Genomic DNA, 26,532 nt, shown 5'->3' with positions numbered 1-26,532 from the left:
TCGCGCGCCCTTTTTCAGGTCTGCTTGGCCGACGCGAAGCGGCGCGGAACGGTCATCAGGCGCAGCGCGTTGTCGACGCCGCTCACGCCGTCGACCTTGGAGGCCACCTCCTGCGTGAGCGCGCGCTCCTGTGCATCGAGCACGATGCCGCTCAGCTTGACCTTGCCCTGGTCGGCCTCGACGGTCACGCGGATGTCGCCGGTCGCCTCGTTGTCCTTGAGCGCCGACTTCACCCGCGCCGCGAGCGCCATGTTGGCCAGGAGCGCGCGCGAGGCCGGCGTCTCGGCAAACTCGGGGCGCTCCACCAGCGCGCGGATCTGCGCCACGCAGCTGTCCACCGAGAGGCGGTCCGTGTTGAGCACCAGGTCGTAGAGCACCGGGTCGCCCCAGGTCACGCCGAACTGCGCATGCATGCGCGCGGCGTGCGCGTCGTCGCTGCGCCGGATCTCGGCTTCGGCAAACTCGGCATCGTCGGTTTCGAGGTGCGCCATCAGCCATTCGACCCGCTTCTTCATCGAGCGCGTGATGCGCACGCACATCACGTGCGGCACCGGCCGCAGCAGGCAGGTCGCGCCCCAGCCGCGCAGCACCACGTTGCCGCGGTCGGCCAGCGCAAAGAGTTCCTCGGCCGTGTAGAGCGCCAGGCTGCGCCGGTCGGCGGTGAACCGCTCGACAAAACCGGCCTTGCCGTCGCGCAGGCGGCCGATGAAGCTGGTCGGCACCTGCATGCGGTCGGCCACGCGCTCGATCGTCTCGTGGCGCATGACCGCGAGGCCGAGCGTTTCGGCAAGCCGAAGCGACACGTCCTTGGCAAGGGAACCCATCTCCTGGGTGAGTGCGATCACTGGCATGTGGTTGTTCTCCGTTCAGTCCACCGGGCGCTCGACGGCGAACTCGTCGGGCTTCTTGGGCTTGACGAAAGCCAGCACCTTGGAAATGAGCGGCCAGAACAGCAGCACGAGCGCCAGGGTGGTGATGCCGCCGACCAGCGGGTTCGAGAACATGATCGTCACGTCGCCCTGCGAGACCAGCATGGCCTGGCGGAACGAGTCTTCCGCCTTGTCGCCGAGCACCAGCGCCAGCACCAGCGGCGCCAGCGGGAAGTCGAGCTTCTTGAACAGGTAGCCCACCACGCCGAAGCCGAGCATGAACCAGATGTCGAGCATCGCGTTGTGCACCGTGTAGGCGCCGATGGCGCAGATCACGATGATCACCGGCGCGATGATCGAGAACGGAATGCGCAGGATCGAGGCGAACAGCGGCACCGTGCTCAGCACCACGATCAGGCCCACGATGTTGCCCAGGTACATGCTGGCGATCAGGCCCCAGACGAAGTCCTTCTGCTCGACGAACAGCAGCGGGCCGGGCTGCAGGCCCCAGATCAGCAGGCCGCCCAGCAGCACCGCGGCGGTGGGCGAACCCGGAATGCCCAGCGCCAGCATCGGCAGCAGCGCGCTGGTGCCCGCGGCGTGCGCCGCGGTCTCGGGGGCCACCACGCCTTCCATCTGGCCGGTGCCGAACTTGGAGCCGCGTTTGGACATCTTCTTGGCCAGGCCATAGGCCATGAACGAAGCCGGTGTCGCGCCGCCGGGCGTGATGCCCATCCAGATGCCGATCAGCGAACTGCGCAGCGAAGTCACCCAGTACTGCGGCAGCTGCTTCCAGGTCTGCAGCACCACCTTCGGATCGATCTTCGCGCTCTTGCCCGAGAACTTCAGGCCCTCTTCCATCGACAGCAGGATCTCGCCGATGCCGAACAGGCCGATCACCGCAATCAGGAAGTCGAAGCCGCGCATCAGCTCGGGCTGGCCGAAGGTGAGCCGCAGCTGGCCCGTGACCGTGTCCATGCCCACGCTGGCCAGAGCGAAGCCGAGCGCCATCGAGGCCAGGATCTTGAACGGCGAGCCCTTGCCCATGCCCACGAAGCTGCAGAAGGTCAGCAGGTACACCGCAAAGAATTCGGGCGAGCCGAACTTGAGCGCGAACTTGGCCACCAGCGGCGCCAGGAAGGTGATCATGATCACCGCCAGCAGCGCGCCCACGAACGACGAGGTGAAGGCGGTGGTCAGCGCGGCGCCCGCATTGCCCTGCTGCGCCATCGGATAGCCGTCGAAGGTGGTGGCCACCGACCACGGCTCGCCCGGGATGTTGAACAGGATGGAGGTGATGGCCCCGCCGAACAGCGCACCCCAGTAGATGCACGACAGCATGATGATTGCCGAGGTCGGCGACATCGTGAACGTGAGGGGCAGCAGGATCGCCACCCCGTTGGCGCCGCCCAGGCCCGGGAGCACGCCGATCAGCACGCCCAGGATGATGCCGACGAACATCAGGCCGATGTTCATCGGCGTGAGGATTACCGAGAAGCCCTGCATCAGGGCACTGATTTCATCCATTTCGCGTTTGCTCCGTGAGATTCAGTAGCCGAGAAACCGGAGAGGATCGAGTGCGCCCTTGAACAGCGGCACCTTGAACCACACCTCGAACATGCAGAAGAACACCGTATTGACGACCAGCGCCGCAATGGCGCTCTTCACCCACGAGTACTTGCCCAGGAACACCATGAACAGCGCGATGTAGATCGCCGACGCCACGTAGATGCCGAGCAGCGAGATCGCCCCCACGTACACCGTGGCCGGCAGCAGCACCGACAGCACGCGCTTGAGCTGCACCGAGTCGACGAAGACCTCGGTCTTCCTGTTCTTGCCCAGCAATGCCTGGTACAGGATGCCGGCGCCGGAAATCGTGATGATCACGCCGATGTAGAAGGGGAAGTACCCCGCGCCGGGCCCGTCGCTGGTCCAGCCCGAGCCCAGCCTCTGGCTCTCGTAGATCACCACCAGGCCGATGGCCACCAGGACCAGTGCGACCACGGCCTCGACCACGTGGGTCGCTACGCCGGTGCGCACCGGCCCGTCTGCTGAATTCTCGTCGTGCTCCATGGAGTCCCCATCGTTCATGTGTATGCCGTGAAACCCGAAGTGCAGCGCTCCGCCCGCCGCCCTGCCGGCGGCCGTCTCATCAGGGCAAGGAGCGCCGCGCGACGCTCGGTGATTGCTACTTGCTGCTGGCCAGGAAGCCGGCTTCCGTCATCAGCGTGCGGTGCGTGGCTTCCGCTTCCGTGAGCCATTTGGTGAACGCGTCGCCGGTCATGAAGGTCGGGTTGAAGGCACCCTTCTCCATGTACTCCTTCCAGTCCGGCGTGGCGGCGATCTTGGTCAGCAGGTCCACGTAGAAGGCGAGCTGCTCGGGCGTCACGCCGGCAGGCATGAAGATGCCGCGCAGCATCGTGTACTTGGTGGGAACGCCCGCTTCCTTGCAGGTGGGGACATCGTTCCACGACTGCGTCTCCGTCACCTTGGCCTTGAACGGCATGCGCTGGTCGTCGAACACGCACAGCGCGCGCAGCTTGCCCGCACGCCACTGGGCCACCGCCTCGATCGGGTTGTTGACCGTCGATTGCACGTGCCCGCCTACCAGTTGCACCGCCACCTCGCCGCCGCCCTTGAACGGCACGTAGATGAACTTGGTGCCGGTGGCCTTCTCCAGCGCCACCGTGATGATCTGGTCTTCCTGCTTGGAGCCGGTGCCGGCCATCTTGAACTTGCTCGGGCCCGCCGCCTTGGCCGCCGCAATGAACTCGGAAGCGCTCTTGTACGGCTGCTCGGCGTTGGTCCACAGCACGAACTGGTCGAGCGCCATCATCGCGACGGGCGTCATGTCCTTCCAGTTGAAGGGCACGCCGGTGGCCATGGGCGTGGTGAACAGGTTGGACAGCGAGATGATGATCTTGTGCGGATCGCCCTTGGCTTCCTTCACCGCAAGAAAGCCCTCGGCCCCCGCGCCGCCCGACTTGTTGACGACGATCAGCGGCTCCTTCATCAGCTTGTACTTGATGACGATGCCCTGCAGCAGCCGGCCCATCTGGTCGGCGCCGCCGCCGGTGCCCGCCGGGATCACGAACTCCACCGGCTTGGTGGGCTCCCATGCGGAAGCTGGCGTGGCAGCCGCCAGCGCCAGCATGGCCGCAGTGAAGACTGAGGCCCGGCAAGCGCGGGTGCGCGAAAAGAAGTTCTTCATCATGTTGTCTCCTGTTCTCCGGTGTAAGTGCGCTCTTTTTTTTATGGGATCTGAGCCGATGCGAACAGGCGCGATGGTGCGCGCAGGAAGAACTTAGCCTGCTTGACCCTGGTCAACTTTTCAAAGATTTTGTCTTGGGGTTAGCCCGTGCCGAGCGAGGGCGGGCGAGCCCCGCCGCGCAGGCTGCGCGGGAGGAATTGCACACGAGCGAAAGGCCTGTGGCAGCACCGGCCGGATTCAGTTTTTCCTCGCATTCGGGTGGGATTCGGGTAAACCCTAAAATGGCGGTCATTTCCCGACCAACGAATCCCAGGAGTTTCCGTATGTCTACCCTTGACCGATCGTCCAGCACGAGCGCATCTGGTGGCTTGGCTGGCGCGCTCAAGGCGCTCGCCGAAGAGGCCAGCGTGCTCGTTCAGGCCTTGCTCAGCCCCGGCAAGGTGATCGAGGAAGTCGAGCAGATGCGCGCGCTGCAGGTGCGCGCCGACCGCATCGAGGCCTCCGACCCGCTGCGCGCCGACGTGCTGCGCTGGCACGCCTCGCGCATCGGCCTGCGCTGAACCGACCTCTGCGCGGCGGCACGGCGCCAAACTGGTAAAGTCCGGGCCGCCCTCCGTCTTCGTAGTTCAATGGATAGAACGGGGTCCTCCTAAGACTCAGATACAGGTTCGATTCCTGTCGAAGGCACCAAGGACCCGATTCACGGCGTCTCACCCCACATCAGAAACCCGCACGCTCTCTAGGCGTAGCGGGTTTTTCTTTGCCTCGCGACGACACGCGGCGTAGCATCCCATCGCCCGGAAATACCGTCATTTTTGTCGGTATCCCGGAAATCCCCGTGACGAGATACCGTTGAGGAGAAGAGATGGCGCTGACAGACACGTTTGTTCGGCAGGTGAAGCCCACCGGGAAGGCCAACGGCGACAAATATGCCGACGGCGCCGGCATGTACCTGCTGGTGAAGACTGCCGGGAAATACTGGCGAATGGATTACACCTTCGCCGGCAAGCGGAAAACGCTGGCGCTGGGAACCTACCCGGAGGTCTCGCTGGCCAAAGCTCGGGATCGCCGCGCCGCCGCCCGCGAACTGCTGGCCGACGGGACGGACCCGAGCGCGGCCAAGCGCGAAGAAAAGAGAGCCCGAGCCGACGCGGCGGCGAATACGTTCGAGGCGGTTGCGCGCGAGTGGCTGGGAAAGACTGCCGCCAAACGAGCGAGCGGAACGCAGCTCAAGGTCAAGACGTGGCTCGAGAAGGACGCGTTCCCCTTCATCGGCAAGATGCCCATGTCCACCATCGGTCCGCGGGACATTCTGGAGCGGGTTGTCCGCAAGCTGGAAGCACGCGGCGCCATCGATACCGCCCATCGCGTCAAGCAGCTTTGCGGGCAGGTGTTTCGCTTCGCGGTGGTGTCAGGACTGGCAGAGCGGGACGTCACCGCCGATCTGAGCGAAGCTCTGGCCTCGAAAGCGACCAGGCACTTCGCCGCCATTACCGAGCCCAAGCGAGTCGGAGACCTCATGCGCTCGATCCATGCCTACAGCGGCCACCCCACGACCGTTGCCGCGCTGAAGCTCTCCCCTCTGCTGTTTGTCCGCCCTGGCGAGTTGCGCACCGCGGAATGGGCTGAGATCGACCTGGACGCGGCCGAGTGGCGCATCGCCGGCTCGAAGATGAAAATGAAGGTCGATCACGTCGTGCCGCTGGCAACCCAAGCGGTGGAGATCCTGCGGAACCTCCACCCGATCACGGGGCATGGACGGTTTGTGTTTCCCAGCATACGGACGGGTGAACGCCCCATGAGCGAGAACACCATCAATGCCGCCCTGCGTGGAATGGGCTACAGCGCCGAAGTCCACACGGCTCACGGCTTCAGGGCAACCGCGCGGACCATCATGGACGAGGTGCTTGGCGAGCGCGTGGACTTCATCGAGCACCAGCTCTCCCACATGGTGAGGGATACCAACGGTCGTGCGTACAACCGCACTGCGCATCTCCCCGCGCGCCGGGAAATGATGCAGCGCTGGGCGGACTACCTGGACAAGCTGCGCATCGGTGCCGACCTGATTCCGTTGAAGCCGCGCCAGATGACATAGCGCCAAGTCCGCGCGCTCCTTCCAAGCCAGCTGGATGAGTGCCACGACATCGCGCAGGTGCGCCGCAATCTGGGGCAAACCGCTTCGGACGCCTGCCGTGAACTGCTGTGCTGCTCGCAGTGCGCCGCGCGCCCGTTCCGACGCCGCGCGTTGACTACAGCCGGCTCAGCCAGGACCAGACACTCGAAGTCACCTTCCGATGTCGGCGTCGGGACAAAGTGGCGAACGCATTACAAATGTGCTACGCTTACGGCCATGAAATCGTGCACCTTACCTGCCGTTCGCGTTGAGCCGGAACTGCGTGCCGAGCTCGAAGCGGTCCTGGGTGAAGAGGAAACCATCAGCACCTTTGTGGCCGATGCCGTGCGCCGAGCAGTTGACTTCCGTCGCGTCCAGACGGACTTCCATGCGCGTGGCGAGGCCGCTTGGCAGGACTACCTGCGAACCGGTGTTTCACACCCCGTGGACGAAGTGTTTGACCGCGTCCAGACCCGCATTGATGCACGACGTCGCGAATTGCAAGGCCCTGGCACGTGACTGAGTTGTTCGGGGTTGAGATGACCCCGCAAGCCGAGGATGACCTTGAGCGGTTGTTTGAGTTCCTCGTCGCTCGGTCAGAGACCTTGGAGGAACTGGACCATGCCCAGCATGTACTGCACGAGCTTCGCACCAGTATCAAGAAGCGGCTGGCCGAGAATCCTTGGGCGTATCGGAAAGCGAGCGACGGCAGGCGTACAACGCGCCGAGAGTTGATCGTAGGGCTTGGTTCCACAGGCTACGTGGCCCTCTACGAAATCCTTCCAGGGCGGGAAGTCAGGGTGTTGGCAATTCGTCATCAGCGCGAAGAGGACTACCACTGAGCCCAATGCGGCCGTAAGTCGCTGTGGTGTGGCGCGACGATCTGGCTGAGAGGCGCGCGACAGTCTCCACAATTTGAATGACTTCTTCAGAGATGCTGCTATGTCTCGTGTGGCCCTAAGCGGAAGTACCAGCACGAAGAAAGCTGCCCGTCGATGGAGACTTCAGTCGATGCCCGGAAGGCCTCTCACTGCGAAGTATTGCTTGGCGCTCTTGCTTCAAGCCCTTTGATCTCACTCAAGCCTTCGTCCGTGGGTACCGATCCAAGTTGCCAAGTAGTGTGAAGTACTCCCCCATAAAACTCACCGCCCAATTGCGACAGTCGGACGTATGTCCTTTCCTTGGACGGGACATTGATTTCAATCTCTATGTCTTTGATCATCATGTCCCAGTCCCACTTTTGAGAAAGACGATAAGCTCCGGGAGGAAGCTTTATCAGCGAATATGTTCCTGATCCTAGACTTGCAACTTCAACGCCATCTACATAGAAGTAGACATTCCGAGCTCCGAATACGAACGATCCGGGCCGATAGATGACCAACTCTCCGTTCTTTGAATCTGACACCCACGACTGGGGCTTAGGCTTGCCGCTCGGCGCAGCGCAAGCAACAAGAAAAATGGGCAGAGCCAAAAATATCCACTTTAACTTCATCTACAACCTCTCTTCGGGGATGTCGCCCCGCCTCCATACAGACAACGTCACCGATCAGATTTTGAAACATTGTCGATAGGCCGACTGTAGCCGCACAGGTTAGCGGCGAAAAGGAGGCCGAACCGGAAGTACAGATTCCTCTGCAGCAGCCCTGCACAAGGGCCTACGCCAAATCAGCGGCCCGGTCGCTGGGCCTGCATCGTTGTTTAAACTTGAAGCGAGCTCCACGCTTCAGAAAAGGTTTCGAGGCTGATCGGCTGCGCGTGAGGGTCTTCTTCCCTGAACAATCCGCGCCCGACGCCGAAATCCTGAATGGCATCCCGAAAGCCGCCCGCAGTGCCTGACGCGATACCCCAGGCACGGTGCTTACAAACCACGAGAGGGCTCTCGAGCAGCGTTGCAACGGCGGTCATTGCGGCGCGGAGCTCCCCCCGGCGCATTTCAGAGGCAGAAGCTGCCAATGCGACTACCAACATGGAGCCGAACTGAGATGCGCCTCCATGTTGGACGTTAGGCGCCGAAAGTAGATGCAAGTAGAAGTCCGGCGCCTCATGTTCTTTCTCGCATACCGTCCATGATGGCGCCCATGCTTCCGTTCCAAGGAACCTCCAAGAATTCGACTCGAGGGCGTTGGAGGGCGAACCGTGCGCCCAACGTGCATGTGACTTCAAATCCCAACCCATCTTTCCGAAGGCGACCGATCGATACTCTTTCCCCAAACCCGAGGTTTGGCTTGAACGGACCGTCGGCTTTCCGCGGTCTGAGCGGACAAATGGCGCGAGCAACTGCTCGATCTTCACCCATACCTGCCATTGCCAAGGCAACAAGCTCGGTGCACCAAGCAGTACAAACACATCGTAGTTCTTGGCGTAATACGGAATTGAATTCGTCACGGGGAGAGGGTCATCATTCAACTGGACGGCAAAGAAATCGATGCGTGCAGCGAGCTTGCCTTTTTAGCTGGACAGTACCGAGGGCTCGGGGCCGATCAGCACGATCTTGCCACGGGCGCGAACGTCGGTTCCTGGTTGGCTTCAGTCGCACCGGTGAAAGCGCTTGCACTCAGCGACAGCATGAATAGCAACTACGCACTCAGTTCACGCAAAACCCTGAGAGCCAGTGCTCCGCGTCCAACGCCTGTGCCTCGATTGTGCTCGTTGAAATTTTGGGCGCTCGTTATGTCCTCCCACTGCTCCACTCGTATCTCATCAGTCGTGTCGATCTCAAATGCAATGAAGCGCTGGTCTTGCGTTACTAGCCGACCGAATATGCTGGGCATGCCCGGGAAGTCAATGCCAAGTTCAACGACGATCGATCTTTCCCATTGGATGCCCCGCTCAACTCCCACACTAGCCAACGCCGGCGGCACGCCGTGCCGCCTCCAATAGCTTGCTTCTGCGCGCAGCGAACGCTCGACGCTGGCGTTTTGCTGTTGTACGTTTAACTGTCGCGGTTCGCGTTCACACATAGCCGAATTACGATCGTCCAAGATGAATGGAGCTACTCGGATCTTCGCCGCTGCGACAGAGGTCCGCTCTTGGCCGAGGTTGTGTGGAAACGCTCTCGGCGCTCCAGTATGCCGAGCATCCGCGTCACGAGGGCAACCGCCAGCCTCGCAGGCCATCCAGTCGTCGTAGACGGGCACGAATGGATTTGAAGCCCAGCGGCCCTCTGCACCCGTTGAAGCGCCGTAAAGAGGCTCATGGCCCCACCAGCCGCACCGCCTTCATCATTCTTCTCATTCCCAGGATGGCGATCACTCGCTTGAGGTTGTAAGCCAGCACATGCAGGCTCATCTCGGTGCCCACATGCGCCAGCGTCTTCGTCAGGAAGTGCGTCGAGCCCATCCAGTGCTTCAACGTCCCGAAGACATGCTCCACGGTGCGCCGTCGCAAGGTCATGGCCTTGGGCTTCTTGTCCAGGCGCTGCTGCACACGCTCGAGTACTTCTTCATGTTCCCATCGGCGGATGCGTCGGAAGTCGCCTGTCGTGCATTGGTCTTTGATCGCGCATGTGGGGCAGGCGCTGGTCCAGTAGACATGCGCGTTGAGCCCGTTCTTCTCCAGCGTGCTGAACCGGTAAATGGCCTGCTCGCCCGCAGGGCACTGGTACTCATCGTCCTTCGCGATGTAGATGAAGTCGCTCTTGTCGAAGCGACCCGCAGCCTTGGCGCCCGAGGTCATGGGCTTGGGCACGAAGGCCGTGATGCCCGCGTCCTCGCAGGCCTTGAGCTCGGTGCCGTTGAAGTAGCCACGGTCGGCGAAGGCCTGCAGCTTCTTCGTGTCCATCGCCTCACGTGCCGCCTTGGCCATCTTGCTCAACTGGGCCCGGTCGTTGCCGATGTTCGTCACCTCGTGTGCCACGATGAGATGGTGCTTGGCATCGACCGCCGTCTGCACGTTGTAGCCCACCAGGCCCGAGCCCTTGGCCTGCGAGTTCATCGAACGGGCATCGGGGTCGGTGGTGGAGATCTGCCCGTCGGGCAGCTTCTTCAATTGCTCCTGGGTCTCGTCGAGCTGGCGCATCTGCGCGCGCAGGGTTCGGATCTTGTCCTGCAGGCGTTCGGTCTTCGCTTCCACTTCAGCAGGCTGTGTGCGATCCGCCGTCTCCAGCACGTCGAGGTAGCGCTGGATGCTCTGTTCGATCTGGCGCTGGCGCGCATCGATCTTGGCGGGGGTGACATTGCGGTCGCGGCTGTTGACGGCCTTGAACTTGCTGCCATCGATGGCCACGATGGCCTGCGTGAACAGCTTGAGCTCCCGGCACATGCCCACGAAGCGCTTGCAGACGTTGCGGATGCCCGCGCCGTTGTCGTGACGGAAGTCGGCAATGGTCTTGAAGTCCGGGGCAAGGCGGCCAGTGAGCCACATCAGTTCGACGTTGCGCTGGGCCTCGCGCTCCAGACGCCGGCTGGACTGGATGCGGTTCAGGTAGCCGTAGATGTAGAGCTTGAGAAGCACCGCCGGGTGGTACGCAGGCCGACCGGTAGCAGCTGGGTCCGCGCCTTTGAAGCCGAGTGCCTGAAGATCAAGTTCCTCGACGAAGGCGTCGACGACTCGCACCGGGTTGTCTTCGCCGATATAGTCATCAAGACATTCCGGCAACAGCGCGACCTGCTGTCGGTCTTCGCCTTCGATGAATCGCTTCATGGGCACCTCGCTTGGAACGGTGCATCGATTTTATTTTTTGATGGGCGGGACTGGAAGTCTTTTCACACAGCCTCGGCCGACTGTAGCCGCCCACGCTGCCATCGTGGACGGACCTAAGCCGACAAGCGCCTCCTCCAACTCCCGCCGTCTTTACGAGGCAAGGACGACGAAAGCCTGCAGTTCGGCCATCTTGCCGTCACGGAATCGCCAGACATCGCAGTACGCATGAGGCTGTGTGTTCCCCTCCTCGTCCGTCAACGTGATCTCGCCGAGTGCGGCAACGAAGTCGCCGTCGCCGATCATGTGGTGAACCTGGAAACGGGGCGGCTCTTTGTACGCGACGACCATCCACTCGCGAACGGCCTCCTTGCCTCGCAGGATTGTGTCACCCACGAAGTTCCAGACGGTGTCTTCGGTGCAGAACTTCAAGAACCCTTCGAAGTCGCCATCCATGATGGCGGCGTTGGCAGTCGCGAGGATCGTCTTGTGATCTTTGGGCATTTCAGCATCTCCATCCATGAATGGCGGTGGGGCCCGCGCGAGTGATCAATGAATCAGGGCCGTGACGCACATTTTGAACCGGTCCGAAATCACATTCTCTGCCAGCCTAAGCGTCGCGGCCTCGGAGCTTTGGGCCCATCGCAGACGATCGCTCGTCCAGATTTGGCGCCGCAGAGCTGTCGGTGGAACTCGGCGGGTCAAGGAGTCAACGTCCAGTCGATTTCGATCGACGGTTTGATGCTCCTCGCAAGCCGCGCGCCGGCGCACCCAGCTGCCGCTAGGAATGCGCTGGCGTGGGCACGAGTGCAACGCTTCTCGGTGTCTTCAAACATCCACGTGCTGTCTGCCCCATGATGCAACCGGGCTTGCGGCGTTTGGCGGACGCGGGCCATCGACATCGCCCCTGACTTCACCATCGGAGCCCGTATGAACGACAAACACCTCACCCCAAATGCGACGACCCTGGCGGCCGAAGATCGGCTTCGGCTGGAGTCACTTCGCAAGCAGCGACGCGCCCATCGGCAAGCCAGATCGGCCAAGCCGCCGACGGCTCCCGAGCATTTCCTTGCAGGCGAACCGACTCGCAGTCAACGCCTGGCCGACGCGGTGGCGGCGACCGTAGGGTCGTGGCGCTTCATCATCTTCCAGAGCACGGCCATCGTGCTGTGGATCGTCGGCAACGCGATGACCGGGAACGGCGCTTGGGACCCGTATCCGTTCATTCTTCTGAACCTGCTCCTGTCGTTCCAGGCGGCCTACACCGCGCCGGCAATCATGATGAGCCAGAACCGGCAGTCCGAGCAGGACCGGCGCCACGCGGAAACCGACTACGAAATCAATGTCAAGGCGGAGTTGGAGATCGAACTGCTGCACGAGAAGATCGACCTCCTGAAGGAACGCGAACTGCTGGCGCTGACCGACGCGGTGCACGCCCTGACTCGGCGGATCGAAGGGTTGTCGGCGCGCCCGACCTGAATCGCGCTACGGCCGCGGCTTCCACGCCACGTTGAGTCGTACGACGGGCAGGTCTGGCGAGCCACCGCGTGGTGCAACAGGCGGTCGATCTCCTTCTTCGCCAAGCCGTAGCGCAAGGCGCAGGCGCGACGCCGGGGCGAACCCGGGGGGCTGCACTGGGCTGAATGGGAGCATCACATGGCAGTCGCATCGGTCGAACCTGAATCCGGTCTCGCTCCGAGCGCGTGTCGCCACTGCCCTTTGTGGCACCTGCTTCGTGGCGCCCGACACGGGACTTCAATGAAGTCCGAGTTCCACCGCAATGGGTGCGGGCCGAAGATGCGCACGCCCGGACCAGACGGTCGTGAGCACCCGCTTGTGGCCGGGTGCAGCCCTATCGCCGGACTTCTTGTTGGCCGAAGAATGCTCCTGCCTCCGCGGCGAGTTGCTCCAGGCTTCCCACCTCAGGGACCATCGTTAGACGAACGTACCACTCGGGAGGTCCGTCTCTCGGGTCCAGATTGACTTCAAGATTCACGTGCCCAAGCGAATCGGTAATTGCCACCATGCTCATCTCCCCGTCCAGGGCAGCCCAAGATTTCTCACCTTCCCAGCCAGACGGTTCGGCAACCATCTCATTGAATAGCACCACGGGTGACGTTCCGAGCTCCGAGTTGCCAACTCGCGCCGTCGCACTGAACCGATGACCCTCAAGGGTCACATCGTAGCTAACGAGGCTTCCTTGTCGTTGATCCCGACGAGAGTGGAACCGAAGCTTCGCCTCGCGTTCCGAGGTCACTACAAATTCGCCCATGCTTTCCTTCGTGAACGTCAGCTTAGGTTAAGGGTTGTCCGACACCTGCCCGTGCAACACCACGAGCCCGCGCACGACAACGGCCTGAGGGCAGGTGTTGGACAAGCCTCTAAGGAGGAAACCGCGGAATGCGCTGCTGCGGACGGGGAAGGCTACCGGCCTATGGCGATTCGGAACGCGTGGCCCGAGCTGGCGCCGATGCTGAGCCCGAGGGACGCCTCCAATGGCGTTGCCGAAGCGCAGCAAATCAAAGCCGTTGTTTGGGTCGCCTGACGCCAGGACGGTCGACGAAGGGCATCACCGGACTCGAAGACCAGACTTCCTCTCATCGGCCCGATAGCAAGAAGGGTCGAAGGTTGGCTGAGCAGCGGCGTCGTCATGGTGCCCGGACCTGTGGTGGCGGCGCACGGATCGGCTGCCCGCGCGCCAACGTCAGCAAGACGATCATCGCAGCGCCGCAGTGCATGCAGACGAAGGTCGGTGGAGAACGGCAAGGCTCGGCATCCAGGCTCGCGATCTGCGCGACGGCGTCAGCCTCTTGCCCCAGTAGTTCGCGGATGCGCGCCAGGTTGGCCGTGCGATTGCCGTTGGCCAGAAGCCCGTAGTGTCGGATGCGGTGGAAGCCGCCCGGCAGGACATGCAGCAGGAAGCGGCGCATGAACTCATCGGCATCGAGCGTCATCGTCTTGCGCCGGGTGCGGCCCTTGGCCCGATAGTCCTTCCAACGGAAGGTGACGCCTTGCTCGTCCATGGCAACAAGCCGGCTGTTGGAGATGGCGACGCGGTGCGTGTAGCGGGACAGGTAGGCCAGCACCGCTTCGGGTCCGGCGAACGGTCGTTTGGCGTAGACGACCCATTCGCACGTGCGCAGCGGCGCGAGCCAGGCCGCAAAGGCGCGCGCGTCGGTCAGCGCGGCGAACTCGCCGAAGAACCGCAGGCGCCCCGCGCGATGCAGCTGTCCGAGCGCTTCGAGGAAGCGCCTTCTGAACAGGCGCGACAGCACCCGCACGGACAGGAAGAAGCCGGGCTTGCAGGCGATCCAGCGCCCGCCATCCGGCGACAGACCTCCGCCCGGCACGATACCGTGCACATGCGGGTGGTGCATCAGTGCCGATCCCCACGTGTGCAGCACCAGGGTCGCGCCGATGCGCGCGCCAAGGTGCTTGGGATCGGCTGCGATGGTCAACAGGGTCTCGGCGGCCGTGTCGAACAGCAAGGCGTAGATCTCCGCCTTGTTGTAGTAGGCGATGGCGCTGATCGGCGCCGGCAAGGTGAAGACGACGTGGTAGTAGTCCACGGGCAGCAGATCGGCCTGGCGCGCCTGGAGCCAGCGCTGCGCCGCACTGGCCTGGCACTTCGGGCAATGCCGGTTGCGGCACGAGTTGTAGGCGATCTGATCCTGCCCGCAGCCTTCGCAACGCAACACGTGGCCCCCCAGCGCCGCGCTGCGGCACTGCTCGATGGCCGACATGACCTTGAGTTGGCCCAGGCTCAGGTGGCCACGCTGCGCGTTGCGCCAATCGGGGCCGTGGGTGCGGAAGATGTCGGCGACTTCCAGGGCGCAGTGCGCCATGGAGACGACCTACGCAGACAGCTTCTCCAGCGGGCTGACGACCTCGCGCAGGACTTCGGTGGCCACGTGCGTGTAGACCGACGTGGTCTCCAGCTTCTTGTGGCCGAGCATCACCTGGATCACACGGATGTCCACCTTCTGCTCCAGCAGGTGCGTGGCGAAGCTGTGGCGCAGCGTATGCATGGTGACGCGCTTATCGATCTTGGCCGCTGCGGCGGCGTCATGGACTGCCCGGTTGAGCTGGCGCGCGGTCAAGGGATCGACCGGGTTCTGCCCGGGGAACAGCCAACCGTTGGGCAGCATCTTGCCCTTCGCGTTCGCATACCGCCACCAGGCCCGCAGCCGCTCCAGCAGAACCGGCGAGAGCATCGCATAGCGATCCTTGCGACCCTTGCCCTGCTCGACGCGCAGGGTCATGCGCTGGCTGTCGATGTCGCCGACCTTCAGCGCAACGATCTCACTGACCCGCAGACCGGTGCCGTAGGCGATGGACAGTGCCGTGTGGTACTTGGGGTTGGTGGCCGCCGCGATCAGGCGCGCGGCCTCGTCGCGGCTGAGCACCACCGGCAGCGTCTGCGGCACATGCACGTAGCTCATCCTCTCGACCAGTTCGCCGCGACGGAGCGTGACGTCGAAGAAGAACTTCAGGCCGGTGATGGTGGCGTTGAGCGTGATCGGCGAGACGCCCCGGTCGACCAGGTGCAGCTGGAAGCGTCGCAAATCCTCGGCAGTGGCCGTGTCGGGGGAGCGTTGGAGGAAGCTCGCGAGGTAGCGCACGGCGCGGACGTACGCAGATTGCGTCTGGGGGCCGAGCTTGCGCATGCGCATGTCGTCGAGCAAGCGCTGGCGCAGCGGCGAAACCACCGGTGTCGAAGGGATCATGATCGTGCTCCTGTCGAAGAACGAGGCCGATTGCCTCGGTTCCCAACATAGACAGGGGCGCGATGTTTGTTAAATCACGGACTGTGCGGCGGGCTACCGCGCGAGCGGTTTAGTCCTCGGGGCGAATTCTGCCTGCGTCGCGAAGGTCTGGTTCTGGCCGAAAGTGCCTCTGCGCGATGCGTCATTGCCTGGCAAGGCGTGAGGCGATCACCCCACGGCGATCGAACACCCAGCCGCGCTCGATGTTCACGCTGAATTCAGCGTAGACGGAATCCTGAAGCCATCCCTTGCACTGCTCGACATCGACGACATTTCCGTCGGGCAGAAGACAACGCATGGTTCGCGCCTCGTCTTCCACTATTTCGATCAGTTTCGACCAAGCTTCGATCCACAGGTCTTCGATTTCAGAGTTAGTCACAGCTATCGGACTCGGCCGGCATGTCGCTCGACGAACAGCTTAGCTTCGGCCAAGGTCGCAGGGTAGTCCACGAGTGATCCACTCGGCTGCTCGTGGATGGATTGAAAGCGAAACCTGTGGCTGACCAGGAACTCGACCTTGCGCCACTGCTCAACGTCGGTCATTCTGGGCGCCGAAAATTTCCGACTCAGCATCACCATCGGTCCGTGGCACTGCGGGCAGAGCCGAGCAATCTCCCGCGTTGGCTTCTTGAAGGACTTACGGCACGAGAAGCAGACGTGCGGAAACAGATGCCTCTGCTCCTGGCGCGGCTTGGCAAAGTACACGTGATGTTTGAACTTCTTCATGGCTTCTGGGGCGGCGACCAATAGATGCGAAGGGCAGCTTTTGGCCGAATTCTGCCTTCGCCTACACATGTCCCAAGTCATCGAGCCAGCGAAGCTCCTCGGCCCCCTCCTCGGATGCCTGGAAGATGTTTCGCAGAATCTGCGGAGTGATTGGCCGACCAGCCTCACTGACAAGAGGCTGATGCCCCGCACACTCCAGAGCCGAAAGCAGCGCAAGCGCTTTTGCACAGACGTCTTCTGTTCGATTGAAGAAAATCTCCTGGTCGAACACGGGCTTCCCGGCGAGAAGGCGGTCTCGCACATCGAGAACTCCGAGGTTTGTAATGCGCCGAACTTCGCTCACCAACGACACGGGCGGGTCACATGGCGCTGTAGAAATGATCACGCGGCTCATCTTCGTTGGGAAGCGAAAGGGGATGACTGATCCAGGCCGAATTTTGCTAGCCGCTGCGAACAGCTGATTGTGGCCGCAAGCCGTCGATCTCAATGATCTAGCTGGTGACCGGTGAATTTCAAGAAAGCGAAATAGTGATAGAGGCCAACAAACGCACCGACCGCGAGAGCTAGTAGGAAGTAGCCGGCAAGAATCCAGAAAGGGGCCGCAGCGAAGAGCGCTCCGATCTCGCTGAAGTCCATGGCGGAGAACAACACTACGAGCGGGATAATGACGGACATGATCAGCACAGGAATCATATAGAGCCCGGAAAACTGCAGGCCGCGAAATCTTACTGAGGACTTCTCATCCCACAGGTTTGGCTGAATCATCAGTGGGATAGAGAAGAAGTGATACGGCTTTCCGGGTATATGAGTTGGTGGAGGGTTCATCTTGAACGAGAAAAAGCGAGGCGGTCGACAAAGGTGTGCTCCAGGCCAATCGTCACTACACGAGCCGCTGAGTACCAGAGACAGGCGATTCGGCGTCCCTCACGAATGACTGATGTTGGCCGGATTCTGCCGCAGCTACTGGCGCACTGGCGCCGCCCCGTTGGTTCCGAAGCATTTGGCCGCGAGCTCCTTGGCACGACGCATCCCTTCGTCCGTCAGGTAGACCGACTCCTGCCTGCCGTGGGCCTCCGTGATGAGCCCTTTTTCGTGGAGCCCGTCCATGGTTGCGAAGTCATATCGCTTCCATACGCGTCCGTTGTCGAACTCAAAGACGCCGAGCAACGCCAGAACCGCCTCTTCGACCTTGACCATGTCATACCCCATAGCATCGCCCCTTTCCGTTCGACGATGGACCGTTTGCACGGCACCGCCTCTGATTAGCCTCGGCCGCCGCAAGGCGGCAGTTCGACCTTACGATGGTACTTTGGCAATTTGGCATTCGCCAGCAACATGGTCTCACCCGCCAGGCGTCGTACAGGCTTCAATTCCGACACGCACAGAGATGAAAGCAAGCAAGACCAAGAGATCCACGTCCTGGAGCGACGTCAAGGCCAGACTGATCCACTTCGACCACGATGGACTGGTCGGCCTGGTGCATGACCTGTACACGGCCGACAAGAGCATCCAGATTTTCCTTCACGCCCGTTTCGGGCTGGGCGAAGATATCCTGGAGCCGTACAAGATCACCATCAGCCGCTGCCTTTGGCCCGACATGTTCCGGAACCAGACCGTGTCCGTCGCCGAGGCCAAGAAGGCCATCGCGAATTACAGGAAGGCAATTGGCCAACCGGAGGGCCTCGCAGAGTTGATGGTCTTCTACTGCGAGCGCGGATCAGGCTTCAGCGTTGAAGTTGGCCTGCAGGACGAAGACTTTTTCAACGCGTTGGTGCGAATGTTCGAGCAGGCGTTGAAGGCCATTTCGAAACTGCCGGATGAGCAGCGACCCTTGCTCATGGAACGACTGGAAGCCGTATGTCGCATCAGTCAGAACATCGGCTACGGCGTCGAGGATGCCATGAAGGACCTGCTTGTCGAATACGACATCTACGATTGACGACGATGTTCAGGGTTTGCTCATGGCCGGATCCGCCACTAGCGAGCGGGCGGCGTTGTCGCAACGGGCTTGCCGGTCAACTCTTCGATCTTTGATCTCGCCTGCCGTTCGATCGCTGCATTTTCCTCTGCCGACAGCTGCACTGATCGAGATGGGAGTTCGGTGGGCGGCCTTGAGCCCTGAGCGTTGATGGCAATCACTGCTACGACTGCGAGACCAGCGACAGCGGTCGCGACCCATCCAGGAACGCGGTGAGCACCGCGCCATTTTTCAGGATTAGCTTTTGCAAGATCATGCGCCCATACCCACGCGCTTCCGGAAATCAGCAGGCTCAGAAAACATAGAGGAATGCCGATCCAGATGACGCCGACGGCGGCCCACGGTGTCAGCACACCGCTGATCGCCAGGAGGCCAAGCCAAAGCACAGTCGGGGCTACACCCAAAAGAATCAGTATGTTGGCAACATTGCGTTTGCTGCCGGAGCTCATTTGATTCACCGAAGTCGTAGGGCTTGAATGTCCGCCATCCGCTGATCTTCGCTTGCGGGAACAATGACTGGCTCTGGTCGCATTCTGCCCACCGGCTGGCTCCACGCTCATGAGGAAAACCGGCCGACGAGGCGCGCACATGCAGCGCGAACCTGCTTCCGGTGAAGAGCCTCGAGCTCGCGCGCCTCGCGGTCGCACTGTTCTAGCCAGGCCGGCGCACATTGACTGCGGAGCTCGTGCGGCGGAAGGTGGTCCGCTTCACTCGCAACGGCGACGAACAACGTGAAGTCCGGGTCATGGTCAAGCCGTGACACTTCAAAGCTCAGCGCTGCCAATTGCCTGACGCCCTCAATAAAGGGTACCGTGTCATCCGCGAGGCCCCGAGCGGCGTCCACGACCGCTCTGCGCGCCGCCCCGAGTTGGCCGTCGTCAGCCGTGTTCACGTCACTCCTCTGTACATGTTCACTGTCCTTCGGCGCCACCCCTCGAAGGCCCGCAATTGGCCGATGACAGCTGTTGCATCCACGATTGCGCAGCCTTACCAGAATCGACCGACAAAGCTAACGGTCTTCTCAAACAGGCTATTCGGCAGCATGGCGCTCACAGCGATGCAAGCACCACCGATGAGCCCAAACAAGAAACCAACCCGATCACCGCTGGCCCACAGCAGGTAGCCGATCCCCGCGATGGCTGCACCAAAGGCGAGGACGGAGAGTCGCCCTTTCCAATTAGCCATGAAACTCCAATCTTTTGTGGGTTGAGGGCAATGAACGACTGAATGCCAATGCCCCGACGCAAGAGATTGTTTTCATGTCGGTATAGGACCACCGGTTTGGCTCAGAGATTGGGCACTAGACTCGGGAACAAGCGAGAAAACGTAGGCGTCGGTGAATTTCCCATGCACCTTTAAACGATTGCGAGCCAGGCATTCGCGCAAGGCCCCGGACTTGGCCGCCAACGCAAGGCTGGGGGCGTTGTCTGCCGCGACGACGATTTCAACTCGACCAAGCTGAAGCTCTGAAAAAGCCACGCGAGATAGGGTCTGAATGGCTGCGGAGGCGGCACCCCGGCGATGCCAGGACTCACGACCCAGTAGCCGAGATTGCAGAACCCATTGAGGGCATTGAATTGGTTCAAGCCACACCCACCCACAAAGCATCTTGACTGGGCATCGAAGATCCCGAATTCGTGACTCGCTCCGTTTGCGCGTTCCTGCGCGCAATGTGAAAACCAAGACAGTGCATCGGAATCGGTGTAGCCGGCATGTGCCCAAGACATCCACTTGCCCACCGTAGCACCCGACTCGCGAACGGCCTCAGCAAAGGAAACGGCGTCGCTCTCGACGAAGGGACGAAGAACGAAGTGACTCGCAGCTTGCATGAGTGTTGATGTATGGGCGCCTCACGGATTCTCGCCGCACGGCGTACAGCAAGGTTCGGGGACCGGAAGACTGTACAAGTTCACATTACCAAATAGAAGCCGAACCGGCAATGCGACCGGCCGCTCTTGGCCGGCGACGGAAGTCTAGGTGCGCTTCCAAAGCTCACGACGTTGCCACGTCGGAACGGCCACAGTTCAAATGGCGATGACGTCACGTCGACTGCTCAGCAGGCAAGACGGCCGAATATCACCGTGTCGCTCGGAAACAGCGGAAACGACATATCTTGTTTGATGCATATTTCTTCTCCATCACGGGTGACATGAATGTCCACAAGCACAAAAGTTGGGTCGTCACGCGACAGGTGGTACCGAAAATATTTCGGCGGGTCGTGCGGCACAATGTAGGCGCCGGTCCTTGCTTCAATCTGCTCAAGCATTTCAGCGATATTGGTGCACGGCAACATCAATCCAGGCTGTGCGACGAACGTATTCAAAGATTGGTCGAAGGCCAACACTTGGCCGCGAGGATGTACTTCAGGCATTTGAGTGGCTTGGCTTGGCAGTGGCAATCTCGAATTCTGCCTGTCTAGCGAAGGGCTTCTCTTGGCCGACTGCGGCACTACTCGTGTGTGCGTACATGCGACGTCCCAACATAGATAGCCACTGAAACTACCGCTGCCACGATGGCCCCGATCAACCATCGGCCGCGACGTCGCTCGATCTCCTCGACATATGCCTGATACGACAGAACAGGTCCAGCAGCGCTCTCCAACGTGACGACCTCACCCAGATGCAGCCCTATCCGCACTCTGGGACCTGCGGCTTCAACAGCGCCCGCTTGCTCTTGTGTGACGCTGAGAATCGATGCAAAGGGAAGATATAGCACGGGCCGGAGTCTCAGCAGGAGTTCGTCACGATCAATGTCGTTTGCGATTCCAATGCCCAGACCGGCGTCGAACTTCGTCGTTCCATGATTGATACCAGACCTGCTGATTGCTTTCCCAATCGGGCCGACGTACTTCAGCGTTACGTCACGCGCCGTGAGAGTCTTCTCGGCGGCAGCCCTCATTTCTGCTCGGTGCATCAGCATCAAGCCAGCAACGACTAGCAGTCCGATACTGCAAGATGCGCGGTACTCCCGCAACCATCGCGAGACCCGCACTGCACTCGCCGCTAGCTCCATCACTTCCCCAATGTCAACTCTGATGGCCGAATTCTGCCTGCCGCTCCGAATGTCCGGTTCTGGGCGACACCTTAGCAATCACGGACCGGGTTAGGTGCCATCTCCCGTCCCGACCGCCGCCGTTCCGGGCGGTTCGAACTGATGATGGGCTTTGACCTGGTCGTAGCAGTGCGAGCACAGGACAGTGTGTTGAGTAAAGGCCCGGAAGCGCTCGCTCCTGTCCTCTTCCTGCAGATAGACCAGCTCGCAGGCGTAGCACCAGCCTTGCTTGTCATCAGGGTCATCACTGTTCTCAATGAAGCCTAACGGAACGCCGTGATTCTGGATCAGATGCCCGCACACCGAAGCAAGTGCCGCTTGCCCGTGATGCGGGCAGTTGATATCTATCTTATCGGTCATGGTGTCGAAGGGATGTACCCGGCTTCTAAAGATTGCAGCCGAACCTAGCTCACCTCACTGCGAAGCTCGTGTTCAGGCGCCTGCGGTTCGTCCAGCAGGCGTTTTGCCACCACCTGAGCCTTCAGGACAAGAAAGAGCCCAAGGGCCAGTTGGGCGAAGCCGATGAATCCGTCGATGTGCCGGCCTGCGTCCATGGTCGAGACCGGCTGGCCGCTGCCAATCCACAGCGCGCACACCGAGAGATAGCCCATGACGGGGGCGAGCGCCTTGAATGCAATGACGAGCAGGCCCAGGACCACGCATGCCACGACCAACGCCTGCTGAGCCGGAACGCGCAGGACGTCGTCGTATTTCGTCCTGGGGACAAGCTTGTGCGCAATGACCATGGGGAAGAACCAGCACAGCAGGCCCGCCAACAAATAAAAGCCGCCCATGAGGTAAGGCACCCAGACGGCACTGGGGTCGCTGCTGCCAGCCTTCAAGGCGCCGCCGATGGCAACAGCCTGGAATGCCGTGATGAGCAGCCAGATGGCAAAAAGGCGCGAAGCGGTACCGACGATTTGCTGAGGGGTCATGGGGTTTGCGCTTGCGCGCTCGGCTGAGAAGATGTTGTTTTTTGGCTGCTTGCGGGTTGCGGCGGCACCGTGCCGCGCTGGGCCAGCAGCAGGAAGTCGACGCCCTGGGCGCGTACGGACTGCATGTCGAACTTGGTGAGGCTGGCTTGGCCCAGGAGCGACACGCAATCGGCGCAGACGACGGCTGGTACGTTCTTCAGCTCGAAGGGTCCCACCTTCATGGAGTCGACCACCACCCCCTTGGCTGCGACCTTGCGACCGTCGGCCACGGTCATCAGAACTTTGGGGTCGACCACCCGATACACCGCCTTGGAGTCGCGCAGCATCGCTTCGCTCAGGCTGGTGAGACTTGCGCCGGTATCGACCATGAAGGGCTTCGGCTTGCCCGAACCGAGCGTCACGGGTGCGAAGAAGTGACCCGCATACATGGGAAGGCGCAGCGCCATGCGTTCCTCGTTCTTCTCCGGCTCGGCCTTGTCGATGGCCGTCTCAATCGAAATCCGTTGCGCCGCGAAGTAAGGCCGCATGCCTTTGGCCTCCAGCTGGCTGTCGTACGCCTGCAGCAGCGACAGCGCTTCGTAGGGTCGATGGGTCTTGAGCAGCAGGCTGGCCAGCCGACCCCTGACATCCACGAGGCTTGGCGCCACGGACAGCGCCTTGTACGACCATTCGATGGCGTCGCCGGTGTGGCCAAGCTTCTCGTGGCTGTCCGCGTAATAGGCAAAGAGGTCATACGCTCCCGCTCCGAGGTCCATCGACTTTTTCAGGTGAACGATGGCTTCTTCATGCTTGTCGCGTTGGTTTAGCACGAACCCGAGGCGGGCGATGCCGAGGGAATCCTCCGGCCGAAGGCGCACGTATTCGCGCCAGCTCGATTCCTGGCACCGCAAGTCGCGCAACTGCGCGCACTTGTTGGCCTGCGACCTGAAGTCTTCTGCGCTCAGGTTGTCCTTGTTGAACCAGCGCTCCACGTAGCCACGGTTCGAGAGCGAACTCGCGCCCGAGGTCGCGAGCAGCACCGCGCAGCACCCGACAAAGACCTGCAGGTTTTTCCGTTGGCTCGGGTAAGCGGTCCAGAGCGAGAAGATGGCGACCACCACCACTGGAATCAGCAGCGCGCCGACTCCAACCCCCAGTGCGTAGCCGAGGGAGGCTCGCTCGGGCAGGTGGAAGGCCAGGCTGAACCACACCAGTACTGCGGAGAGCACGACCGCGGAGGTCCACAGAGGTGCGCCGGCGGTGCGCTCGCGCAGCCTGTCAAGTCTGACGAAGTCCGGCTCGACATCGGATGGCGCCGCTCTCTCGCCGACCAGTTCCGGAATCTGCTGCAGAGGCTTCCAGGTCAGGCGCCCTTCGCACCAGACGAGCGTGTTCGAGCTGATGGTGCCCGCCTGCACGAGCTGCTCGAGTTGCGCAGCCGACACGGGCCCGCTTCTGTGCTCGCCTTCCGCATACCACCAGACCTGCTCTCCCTCGTCCTCGGCGGGGGAGCTGGTGAGGTCCGCCGCAGGCGCCAGTGGCACCGGAACGTCTGTAAACACTGGCTCCCGGCGCTGCTCCAGCCCCTTCAAATTCCTTACACGCGGGCGTCCAGGCTCAAAGGGGGCGGAACCGGCGCTCTTCTCGGCGCCAAAGTACGTGTTCTTCACCCGCTCGGAGTTCGTGAAATACAGGAACCAGAGGAAGCTGGAGATGAAGCCGCGCACGGTGCGTCCGGCATCTTCGCCAGCTGCATTGACGTCCAGGAACGCCCAGGCCGCACCCACGTCGCCGAGATACATGACGAATGGACTGAGGGCCAGAAAGAGCTTGGCATGCGCCACGCTCTCCGGCTCGTACCTCGTGCGAAGCCGATTGGCCATCCAGACTTGCCAAACGATGACGCCCAGCAGCAGGCACCAGCAGAAGGCCTTGTAAGGCACGTAGCCCGCAAGTTCCAGGACCGCGGGGGTGCGCAGCTCGACGTCTGCGAAGGTCTTCAGCTGCGTCCCGATGCCTACCAGGGGTGTGAGGACGAACGCCGTGACAAGAAAGAAGCCGAGCCAGCCTTTGGTTCCGTACAGCGTCTCTCCTTGAACCTCCCTCTGGCGTGCCGACCGGCGGGTGAGCCATACGCAGCCCGCAACGAGCGCGATGAACAGCAACAACGGCACCATCGAGCCAACCTGCTCCATGTTCATTTCTGTTCCTCGGTCTTTGAGTTCTTTTGGGGGGCTCGGCCTGTCGACGGCAATGTGCGCGCGAGCGCGGATACGGGCACTCGGGCACCCGCCAGCCCGCGAAGCGCAAGCTCTCGCTTGAAGCCAGAAAACGAGTTCTTGCTTGCCGCCATCATTCCGCCGGCGCGAAAGTGGTGTGTTCGGAAGCGGGCGCACCCGCCGTCTCGCGCCTCTTGGATGCCGTCAGGGCAAGAAGATTGAGCAGGCAAGGCATTGCCAGCAGGGCAACGAAGACCGCGATGAAGAAGCCTTCTCGGAGCGGGAGCGACCACAGGATGAAGGTAATTCCTGCGGACAAGCCGGCCATCCACAGGCCGTTGAGAAGGAGTGCCACCACGACGGCAAGGCGGGAGGAGTCCTGTCGAAAGGCAATCAGTGCCGCGCCAAGCGGCAGCAAGTGAATCACCATGACCAGCGGTGAGGCCCGCGGATAGCGAGCCATCGCAAGTGCGCCAATCCCGAAGATGGCAACACCAACCCAATCGAGTACCTTCGCCCAGGTTCGCATCCGGATTCCCTCCAACGGGCGCGCGACCTGATTAGCCTGTACCGCCCTAACCCTCGACTACTCGAGGCGTCTCCCCGGAGGAGTACCGCCGCTTATGTTTTTTTGCACCCGCTCGTTGGCCGTTTTCTATGGTGCTGGCGAGATGTTACCCGCAGTAACCCGAGCACACAACGCTCAGGAAGGCCTGAGCTTTCCGCCGGGCGCGAGTATTGGGGCGATGGAACGTAAGTCCGCTCGTGGCCGAGGTCGTGTGGAAACAGCTTCGGTGACCGCGAAGCTGTGATCGGCGTCACGCACTCGTCCAGTGGCCTCGCCGCAGAAACGGGTGACCTGGCATGCTCCTGAGTCGCCGAAAGCGTTGCAATGGCGATTGAAGAGCCTCACTCCCCCAATAGGCCTTGTCGCCTTCATCGTTTGGTTCATACCCAGGATCGCGATCATGCGCTTCAGGTTGTAAGCCAGCACGTGCAAGCTCATTTCCGTGTTCACGCGTGCGGTGACCGAAAGGTGCCCGACGTCCGGGCGCAAGAACGTTTGCGTAAATATACAAAAAACGATAATTTTCGCAAACGCTTTTGAACTCAGAGGCCTTCCATTTTGGCCCCCACGCCTCCCACACAAGCTTTCCCCGTTGGGCAGGAAAGAAGCGCAGAGTTGCTGCGCAATCTTCAGTCGCAGGCTCGGTACCTGTTCCGCGAAGACGAGTTCGCCCGCCACACGGGCCGCGAACCGGGCGGCCCCGCGTCCCAGATGGCGCTGCAGCGCCTTTCCAGGGCGGGACGCATCGTATTGGCCCAGAAGAACGCGGCCCGCTGGCTCATCGTACCTCCGGAGCAAGCGCACTATGGCGCCCCACCAGTCGACTGGTGGCTGGATGACCTCATGCGCGACCAGGAACCAGCGTACTACCTGGCCCTTCTGAGCGCCGCACGCTTTTGGGGTTCGTCCCATTACGCCTATCAAGCCACTCAAGTCATGGTGAGCCGGCCTCGGCGGCCGCTTGCAGTGGGCAAGCTGCGTGTGGAATTCGTTGTCAAGAAGGCCTTGGGCGACACCCCCGTGGTTCACGAGCGGACCAAGATGGCGCGCATGCGCATCAGCACTCGTGAAGCCACCGTGCTTGACCTCATTCGACACCAAAACACCGTGGGCGGACTGGAGGCCGTCGCTCGGATTGCCCACGACCTCCTACCGAAGATGACGTCGGTCGGCGTGCGCGACGCTGTAAGGGCCCTGAACCAAGTGCCGGCCGTCCAGCGCTTCGGGTTCGTGCTCGACCAGCTCGGAGGGGGGCGCTTGGCAGATACGGTCGCCAGCTGGCTGCATCAGCAACGGCGCAGTGTGCAGCCGCTGGTCACGCCCCGAGATGACCAAGCCACCATGCACCTGGTCGACGGCAAATGGGCCATCGAGTACACGTCGAACCAGCACGAACTACTGAAGGAGATGCGAGGATGATCAGCGTGCAGGAACTAGCGCAGTGGCGGCCAGTGGCTCCGTGGAGCGGTTGAACAGGAC

Annotated in this window: 31 protein-coding genes, 1 tRNA gene and 1 pseudogene; 9 read left to right on the top strand and 24 right to left on the bottom strand. The window is 61.7% G+C overall.

The features are described from left to right. Positions 1–14 precede the first annotated feature (14 nt). The 4 genes from VPA02S_RS20860 to VPA02S_RS20845 form a co-directional block, all read right to left on the bottom strand. Positions 15–851, bottom strand: coding sequence for a cytidylate kinase family protein (locus tag VPA02S_RS20860; RefSeq protein ID WP_062365473.1), 837 nt, complete (start codon positions 849–851; stop codon positions 15–17). A gap of 15 nt (positions 852–866) precedes the next feature. Then, on the bottom strand, positions 867–2,396 hold the full coding sequence (locus tag VPA02S_RS20855) for a tripartite tricarboxylate transporter permease (RefSeq protein WP_018906865.1): 1,530 nt from the start codon (positions 2,394–2,396) through the stop codon (positions 867–869). A gap of 21 nt (positions 2,397–2,417) precedes the next feature. Then, the gene (locus tag VPA02S_RS20850; protein ID WP_027729803.1) at positions 2,418–2,942 is read right to left on the bottom strand and encodes a tripartite tricarboxylate transporter TctB family protein; all 525 of its coding nucleotides are present in this window, start codon (positions 2,940–2,942) and stop codon (positions 2,418–2,420) included. 115 nt (positions 2,943–3,057) lie between these two features. Then, entirely contained in the window at positions 3,058–4,080 is a 1,023-nt protein-coding gene (locus VPA02S_RS20845) for a Bug family tripartite tricarboxylate transporter substrate binding protein (RefSeq protein WP_374987738.1), read from the bottom strand. A 323-nt stretch (positions 4,081–4,403) separates the two neighbouring features. Between VPA02S_RS20845 and VPA02S_RS20840 the strand changes: the two genes are divergently transcribed. The 6 genes from VPA02S_RS20840 (at position 4,404) to VPA02S_RS31865 (ending at position 7,764) form a co-directional block, all read left to right on the top strand. Continuing rightward, positions 4,404–4,640, top strand: a complete 237-nt coding sequence (locus tag VPA02S_RS20840; protein ID WP_062365471.1) for a hypothetical protein — start codon at positions 4,404–4,406, stop codon at positions 4,638–4,640. Positions 4,641–4,695: 55 nt separating this feature from the next. Beyond that, a tRNA-Arg gene (locus VPA02S_RS20835) sits at positions 4,696–4,770 on the top strand. A 175-nt stretch (positions 4,771–4,945) separates the two neighbouring features. Continuing rightward, positions 4,946–6,175, top strand: a complete 1,230-nt coding sequence (locus tag VPA02S_RS20830; RefSeq protein ID WP_062365470.1) for a tyrosine-type recombinase/integrase — start codon at positions 4,946–4,948, stop codon at positions 6,173–6,175. Positions 6,176–6,430: 255 nt separating this feature from the next. Further along, positions 6,431–6,712 (top strand): YlcI/YnfO family protein, encoded by a 282-nt coding sequence (locus VPA02S_RS31945; RefSeq protein ID WP_162269826.1) that lies wholly within the window; start codon positions 6,431–6,433, stop codon positions 6,710–6,712. After that, positions 6,709–7,035, top strand: coding sequence for a type II toxin-antitoxin system RelE/ParE family toxin (locus tag VPA02S_RS20825; protein ID WP_015867267.1), 327 nt, complete (start codon positions 6,709–6,711; stop codon positions 7,033–7,035). Before VPA02S_RS31945 ends, VPA02S_RS20825 begins: the two co-directional genes overlap by 4 nt. Before the next feature lie 531 nt (positions 7,036–7,566). Continuing rightward, a complete protein-coding gene (locus VPA02S_RS31865; protein WP_150106809.1) occupies positions 7,567–7,764 on the top strand; it encodes a hypothetical protein in 198 nt (65 codons plus the stop codon). A 127-nt stretch (positions 7,765–7,891) separates the two neighbouring features. Here the strand turns inward: VPA02S_RS31865 and VPA02S_RS32245 are convergent, their stop codons facing one another. The 3 genes from VPA02S_RS32245 to VPA02S_RS20810 form a co-directional block, all read right to left on the bottom strand. Beyond that, positions 7,892–8,578 (bottom strand): hypothetical protein, encoded by a 687-nt coding sequence (locus VPA02S_RS32245; protein WP_230537962.1) that lies wholly within the window; start codon positions 8,576–8,578, stop codon positions 7,892–7,894. A gap of 807 nt (positions 8,579–9,385) precedes the next feature. Further along, positions 9,386–10,834: an IS1182 family transposase gene (locus VPA02S_RS20815; protein WP_015867268.1), complete on the bottom strand. Its 1,449-nt coding sequence runs from the start codon at positions 10,832–10,834 to the stop codon at positions 9,386–9,388. 150 nt (positions 10,835–10,984) lie between these two features. Next, positions 10,985–11,335 (bottom strand): nuclear transport factor 2 family protein, encoded by a 351-nt coding sequence (locus tag VPA02S_RS20810; protein WP_015867269.1) that lies wholly within the window; start codon positions 11,333–11,335, stop codon positions 10,985–10,987. Between the two features lie 426 nt (positions 11,336–11,761). On the opposite strand from VPA02S_RS20810, the gene VPA02S_RS20805 reads away from it, so the two are divergent. After that, positions 11,762–12,310: a DUF1003 domain-containing protein gene (locus tag VPA02S_RS20805; RefSeq protein WP_015867270.1), complete on the top strand. Its 549-nt coding sequence runs from the start codon at positions 11,762–11,764 to the stop codon at positions 12,308–12,310. A 373-nt stretch (positions 12,311–12,683) separates the two neighbouring features. Here the strand turns inward: VPA02S_RS20805 and VPA02S_RS32380 are convergent, their stop codons facing one another. The 7 genes from VPA02S_RS32380 to VPA02S_RS20770 form a co-directional block, all read right to left on the bottom strand. Next, on the bottom strand, positions 12,684–13,103 hold the full coding sequence (locus VPA02S_RS32380; protein ID WP_220459244.1) for a DUF6228 family protein: 420 nt from the start codon (positions 13,101–13,103) through the stop codon (positions 12,684–12,686). A 376-nt stretch (positions 13,104–13,479) separates the two neighbouring features. Beyond that, positions 13,480–14,676, bottom strand: coding sequence for an IS91 family transposase (locus VPA02S_RS20795; RefSeq protein ID WP_062365468.1), 1,197 nt, complete (start codon positions 14,674–14,676; stop codon positions 13,480–13,482). 9 nt (positions 14,677–14,685) lie between these two features. Continuing rightward, a complete protein-coding gene (locus VPA02S_RS20790; RefSeq protein WP_062365467.1) occupies positions 14,686–15,558 on the bottom strand; it encodes a tyrosine-type recombinase/integrase in 873 nt (290 codons plus the stop codon). 181 nt (positions 15,559–15,739) lie between these two features. Continuing rightward, the gene (locus VPA02S_RS20785) at positions 15,740–15,976 is read right to left on the bottom strand and encodes a hypothetical protein (RefSeq protein ID WP_038108222.1); all 237 of its coding nucleotides are present in this window, start codon (positions 15,974–15,976) and stop codon (positions 15,740–15,742) included. Between the two features lie 2 nt (positions 15,977–15,978). After that, positions 15,979–16,323, bottom strand: a complete 345-nt coding sequence (locus tag VPA02S_RS20780) for a hypothetical protein (protein ID WP_150106810.1) — start codon at positions 16,321–16,323, stop codon at positions 15,979–15,981. Between the two features lie 483 nt (positions 16,324–16,806). Beyond that, positions 16,807–17,088, bottom strand: a complete 282-nt coding sequence (locus tag VPA02S_RS20775; protein ID WP_015867274.1) for a hypothetical protein — start codon at positions 17,086–17,088, stop codon at positions 16,807–16,809. A gap of 195 nt (positions 17,089–17,283) precedes the next feature. Continuing rightward, complete coding sequence (locus tag VPA02S_RS20770; RefSeq protein ID WP_230537982.1) at positions 17,284–17,520, bottom strand: DUF6429 family protein; 237 nt, start codon at positions 17,518–17,520, stop codon at positions 17,284–17,286. 190 nt (positions 17,521–17,710) lie between these two features. On the opposite strand from VPA02S_RS20770, the gene VPA02S_RS20765 reads away from it, so the two are divergent. Beyond that, positions 17,711–18,262 (top strand): hypothetical protein, encoded by a 552-nt coding sequence (locus VPA02S_RS20765; RefSeq protein ID WP_015867276.1) that lies wholly within the window; start codon positions 17,711–17,713, stop codon positions 18,260–18,262. Positions 18,263–18,300: 38 nt separating this feature from the next. Here VPA02S_RS20765 and VPA02S_RS31860 read toward each other — a convergent pair whose 3' ends face one another. From VPA02S_RS31860 to VPA02S_RS20735, 10 genes and pseudogenes are all read right to left on the bottom strand, one after another. Beyond that, positions 18,301–18,750, bottom strand: a complete 450-nt coding sequence (locus VPA02S_RS31860; RefSeq protein WP_150106811.1) for a hypothetical protein — start codon at positions 18,748–18,750, stop codon at positions 18,301–18,303. A gap of 107 nt (positions 18,751–18,857) precedes the next feature. Beyond that, positions 18,858–19,193: a DUF2489 domain-containing protein gene (locus tag VPA02S_RS20760; RefSeq protein WP_018907259.1), complete on the bottom strand. Its 336-nt coding sequence runs from the start codon at positions 19,191–19,193 to the stop codon at positions 18,858–18,860. A 95-nt stretch (positions 19,194–19,288) separates the two neighbouring features. Then, positions 19,289–19,486, bottom strand: a complete 198-nt coding sequence (locus VPA02S_RS20755) for a hypothetical protein (protein ID WP_018907260.1) — start codon at positions 19,484–19,486, stop codon at positions 19,289–19,291. Positions 19,487–19,558: 72 nt separating this feature from the next. Then, positions 19,559–20,130: pseudogene (locus tag VPA02S_RS32375) on the bottom strand (GNAT family N-acetyltransferase). Between the two features lie 224 nt (positions 20,131–20,354). Beyond that, positions 20,355–20,672, bottom strand: coding sequence for a hypothetical protein (locus VPA02S_RS31855; protein ID WP_155247920.1), 318 nt, complete (start codon positions 20,670–20,672; stop codon positions 20,355–20,357). Positions 20,673–20,749: 77 nt separating this feature from the next. After that, entirely contained in the window at positions 20,750–21,199 is a 450-nt protein-coding gene (locus VPA02S_RS31850; RefSeq protein ID WP_155247921.1) for a hypothetical protein, read from the bottom strand. A gap of 204 nt (positions 21,200–21,403) precedes the next feature. After that, positions 21,404–21,712: a hypothetical protein gene (locus tag VPA02S_RS20750; RefSeq protein WP_015867279.1), complete on the bottom strand. Its 309-nt coding sequence runs from the start codon at positions 21,710–21,712 to the stop codon at positions 21,404–21,406. Positions 21,713–21,756: 44 nt separating this feature from the next. Beyond that, a complete protein-coding gene (locus tag VPA02S_RS20745; protein WP_015867280.1) occupies positions 21,757–22,287 on the bottom strand; it encodes a hypothetical protein in 531 nt (176 codons plus the stop codon). After that, positions 22,284–24,467, bottom strand: coding sequence for a GYF domain-containing protein (locus tag VPA02S_RS20740; RefSeq protein WP_015867281.1), 2,184 nt, complete (start codon positions 24,465–24,467; stop codon positions 22,284–22,286). Before VPA02S_RS20740 ends, VPA02S_RS20745 begins: the two co-directional genes overlap by 4 nt. A gap of 151 nt (positions 24,468–24,618) precedes the next feature. Beyond that, on the bottom strand, positions 24,619–25,014 hold the full coding sequence (locus VPA02S_RS20735) for a hypothetical protein (RefSeq protein ID WP_015867282.1): 396 nt from the start codon (positions 25,012–25,014) through the stop codon (positions 24,619–24,621). A 654-nt stretch (positions 25,015–25,668) separates the two neighbouring features. Between VPA02S_RS20735 and VPA02S_RS20730 the strand changes: the two genes are divergently transcribed. Next, complete coding sequence (locus VPA02S_RS20730; RefSeq protein ID WP_018907261.1) at positions 25,669–26,472, top strand: type IV toxin-antitoxin system AbiEi family antitoxin domain-containing protein; 804 nt, start codon at positions 25,669–25,671, stop codon at positions 26,470–26,472. Positions 26,473–26,532: the final 60 nt, after the last annotated feature.

Origin of the sequence: Variovorax paradoxus NBRC 15149, assembly GCF_001591365.1 — a bacterium.
Lineage (GTDB): Bacteria > Pseudomonadota > Gammaproteobacteria > Burkholderiales > Burkholderiaceae_C > Variovorax > Variovorax paradoxus.
The sequence above is the reverse complement of the archived record's forward strand: the minus strand, read 5'-3'. Positions and strand labels throughout refer to the sequence as shown.

Bases quoted from the DNA above. Each gene is read 5' to 3' on its own strand.
- VPA02S_RS20860 (WP_062365473.1), bottom strand. From the start codon at position 851: ATGCCAGTGATCGCACTCACCCAGGAGATGGGTTCCCTTGCCAAGGAC.
- VPA02S_RS20855 (WP_018906865.1), bottom strand. From the start codon at position 2,396: ATGGATGAAATCAGTGCCCTGATGCAGGGCTTCTCGGTAATCCTCACG.
- VPA02S_RS20850 (WP_027729803.1), bottom strand. From the start codon at position 2,942: ATGGAGCACGACGAGAATTCAGCAGACGGGCCGGTGCGCACCGGCGTA.
- VPA02S_RS20845 (WP_374987738.1), bottom strand. From the start codon at position 4,080: ATGAAGAACTTCTTTTCGCGCACCCGCGCTTGCCGGGCCTCAGTCTTC.
- VPA02S_RS20840 (WP_062365471.1), top strand. From the start codon at position 4,404: ATGTCTACCCTTGACCGATCGTCCAGCACGAGCGCATCTGGTGGCTTG.
- VPA02S_RS20830 (WP_062365470.1), top strand. From the start codon at position 4,946: ATGGCGCTGACAGACACGTTTGTTCGGCAGGTGAAGCCCACCGGGAAG.
- VPA02S_RS31945 (WP_162269826.1), top strand. From the start codon at position 6,431: ATGAAATCGTGCACCTTACCTGCCGTTCGCGTTGAGCCGGAACTGCGT.
- VPA02S_RS31865 (WP_150106809.1), top strand. From the start codon at position 7,567: ATGACCAACTCTCCGTTCTTTGAATCTGACACCCACGACTGGGGCTTA.
- VPA02S_RS20815 (WP_015867268.1), bottom strand. From the start codon at position 10,834: ATGAAGCGATTCATCGAAGGCGAAGACCGACAGCAGGTCGCGCTGTTG.
- VPA02S_RS20810 (WP_015867269.1), bottom strand. From the start codon at position 11,335: ATGCCCAAAGATCACAAGACGATCCTCGCGACTGCCAACGCCGCCATC.
- VPA02S_RS20805 (WP_015867270.1), top strand. From the start codon at position 11,762: ATGAACGACAAACACCTCACCCCAAATGCGACGACCCTGGCGGCCGAA.
- VPA02S_RS32380 (WP_220459244.1), bottom strand. From the start codon at position 13,103: ATGGGCGAATTTGTAGTGACCTCGGAACGCGAGGCGAAGCTTCGGTTC.
- VPA02S_RS20795 (WP_062365468.1), bottom strand. From the start codon at position 14,676: ATGGCGCACTGCGCCCTGGAAGTCGCCGACATCTTCCGCACCCACGGC.
- VPA02S_RS20790 (WP_062365467.1), bottom strand. From the start codon at position 15,558: ATGATCCCTTCGACACCGGTGGTTTCGCCGCTGCGCCAGCGCTTGCTC.
- VPA02S_RS20780 (WP_150106810.1), bottom strand. From the start codon at position 16,323: ATGAAGAAGTTCAAACATCACGTGTACTTTGCCAAGCCGCGCCAGGAG.
- VPA02S_RS20775 (WP_015867274.1), bottom strand. From the start codon at position 17,088: ATGATTCAGCCAAACCTGTGGGATGAGAAGTCCTCAGTAAGATTTCGC.
- VPA02S_RS20770 (WP_230537982.1), bottom strand. From the start codon at position 17,520: ATGGTCAAGGTCGAAGAGGCGGTTCTGGCGTTGCTCGGCGTCTTTGAG.
- VPA02S_RS20765 (WP_015867276.1), top strand. From the start codon at position 17,711: ATGAAAGCAAGCAAGACCAAGAGATCCACGTCCTGGAGCGACGTCAAG.
- VPA02S_RS31860 (WP_150106811.1), bottom strand. From the start codon at position 18,750: ATGAGCTCCGGCAGCAAACGCAATGTTGCCAACATACTGATTCTTTTG.
- VPA02S_RS20755 (WP_018907260.1), bottom strand. From the start codon at position 19,486: ATGGCTAATTGGAAAGGGCGACTCTCCGTCCTCGCCTTTGGTGCAGCC.
- VPA02S_RS31855 (WP_155247920.1), bottom strand. From the start codon at position 20,672: ATGCCTGAAGTACATCCTCGCGGCCAAGTGTTGGCCTTCGACCAATCT.
- VPA02S_RS31850 (WP_155247921.1), bottom strand. From the start codon at position 21,199: ATGAGGGCTGCCGCCGAGAAGACTCTCACGGCGCGTGACGTAACGCTG.
- VPA02S_RS20750 (WP_015867279.1), bottom strand. From the start codon at position 21,712: ATGACCGATAAGATAGATATCAACTGCCCGCATCACGGGCAAGCGGCA.
- VPA02S_RS20745 (WP_015867280.1), bottom strand. From the start codon at position 22,287: ATGACCCCTCAGCAAATCGTCGGTACCGCTTCGCGCCTTTTTGCCATC.
- VPA02S_RS20740 (WP_015867281.1), bottom strand. From the start codon at position 24,467: ATGAACATGGAGCAGGTTGGCTCGATGGTGCCGTTGTTGCTGTTCATC.
- VPA02S_RS20735 (WP_015867282.1), bottom strand. From the start codon at position 25,014: ATGCGAACCTGGGCGAAGGTACTCGATTGGGTTGGTGTTGCCATCTTC.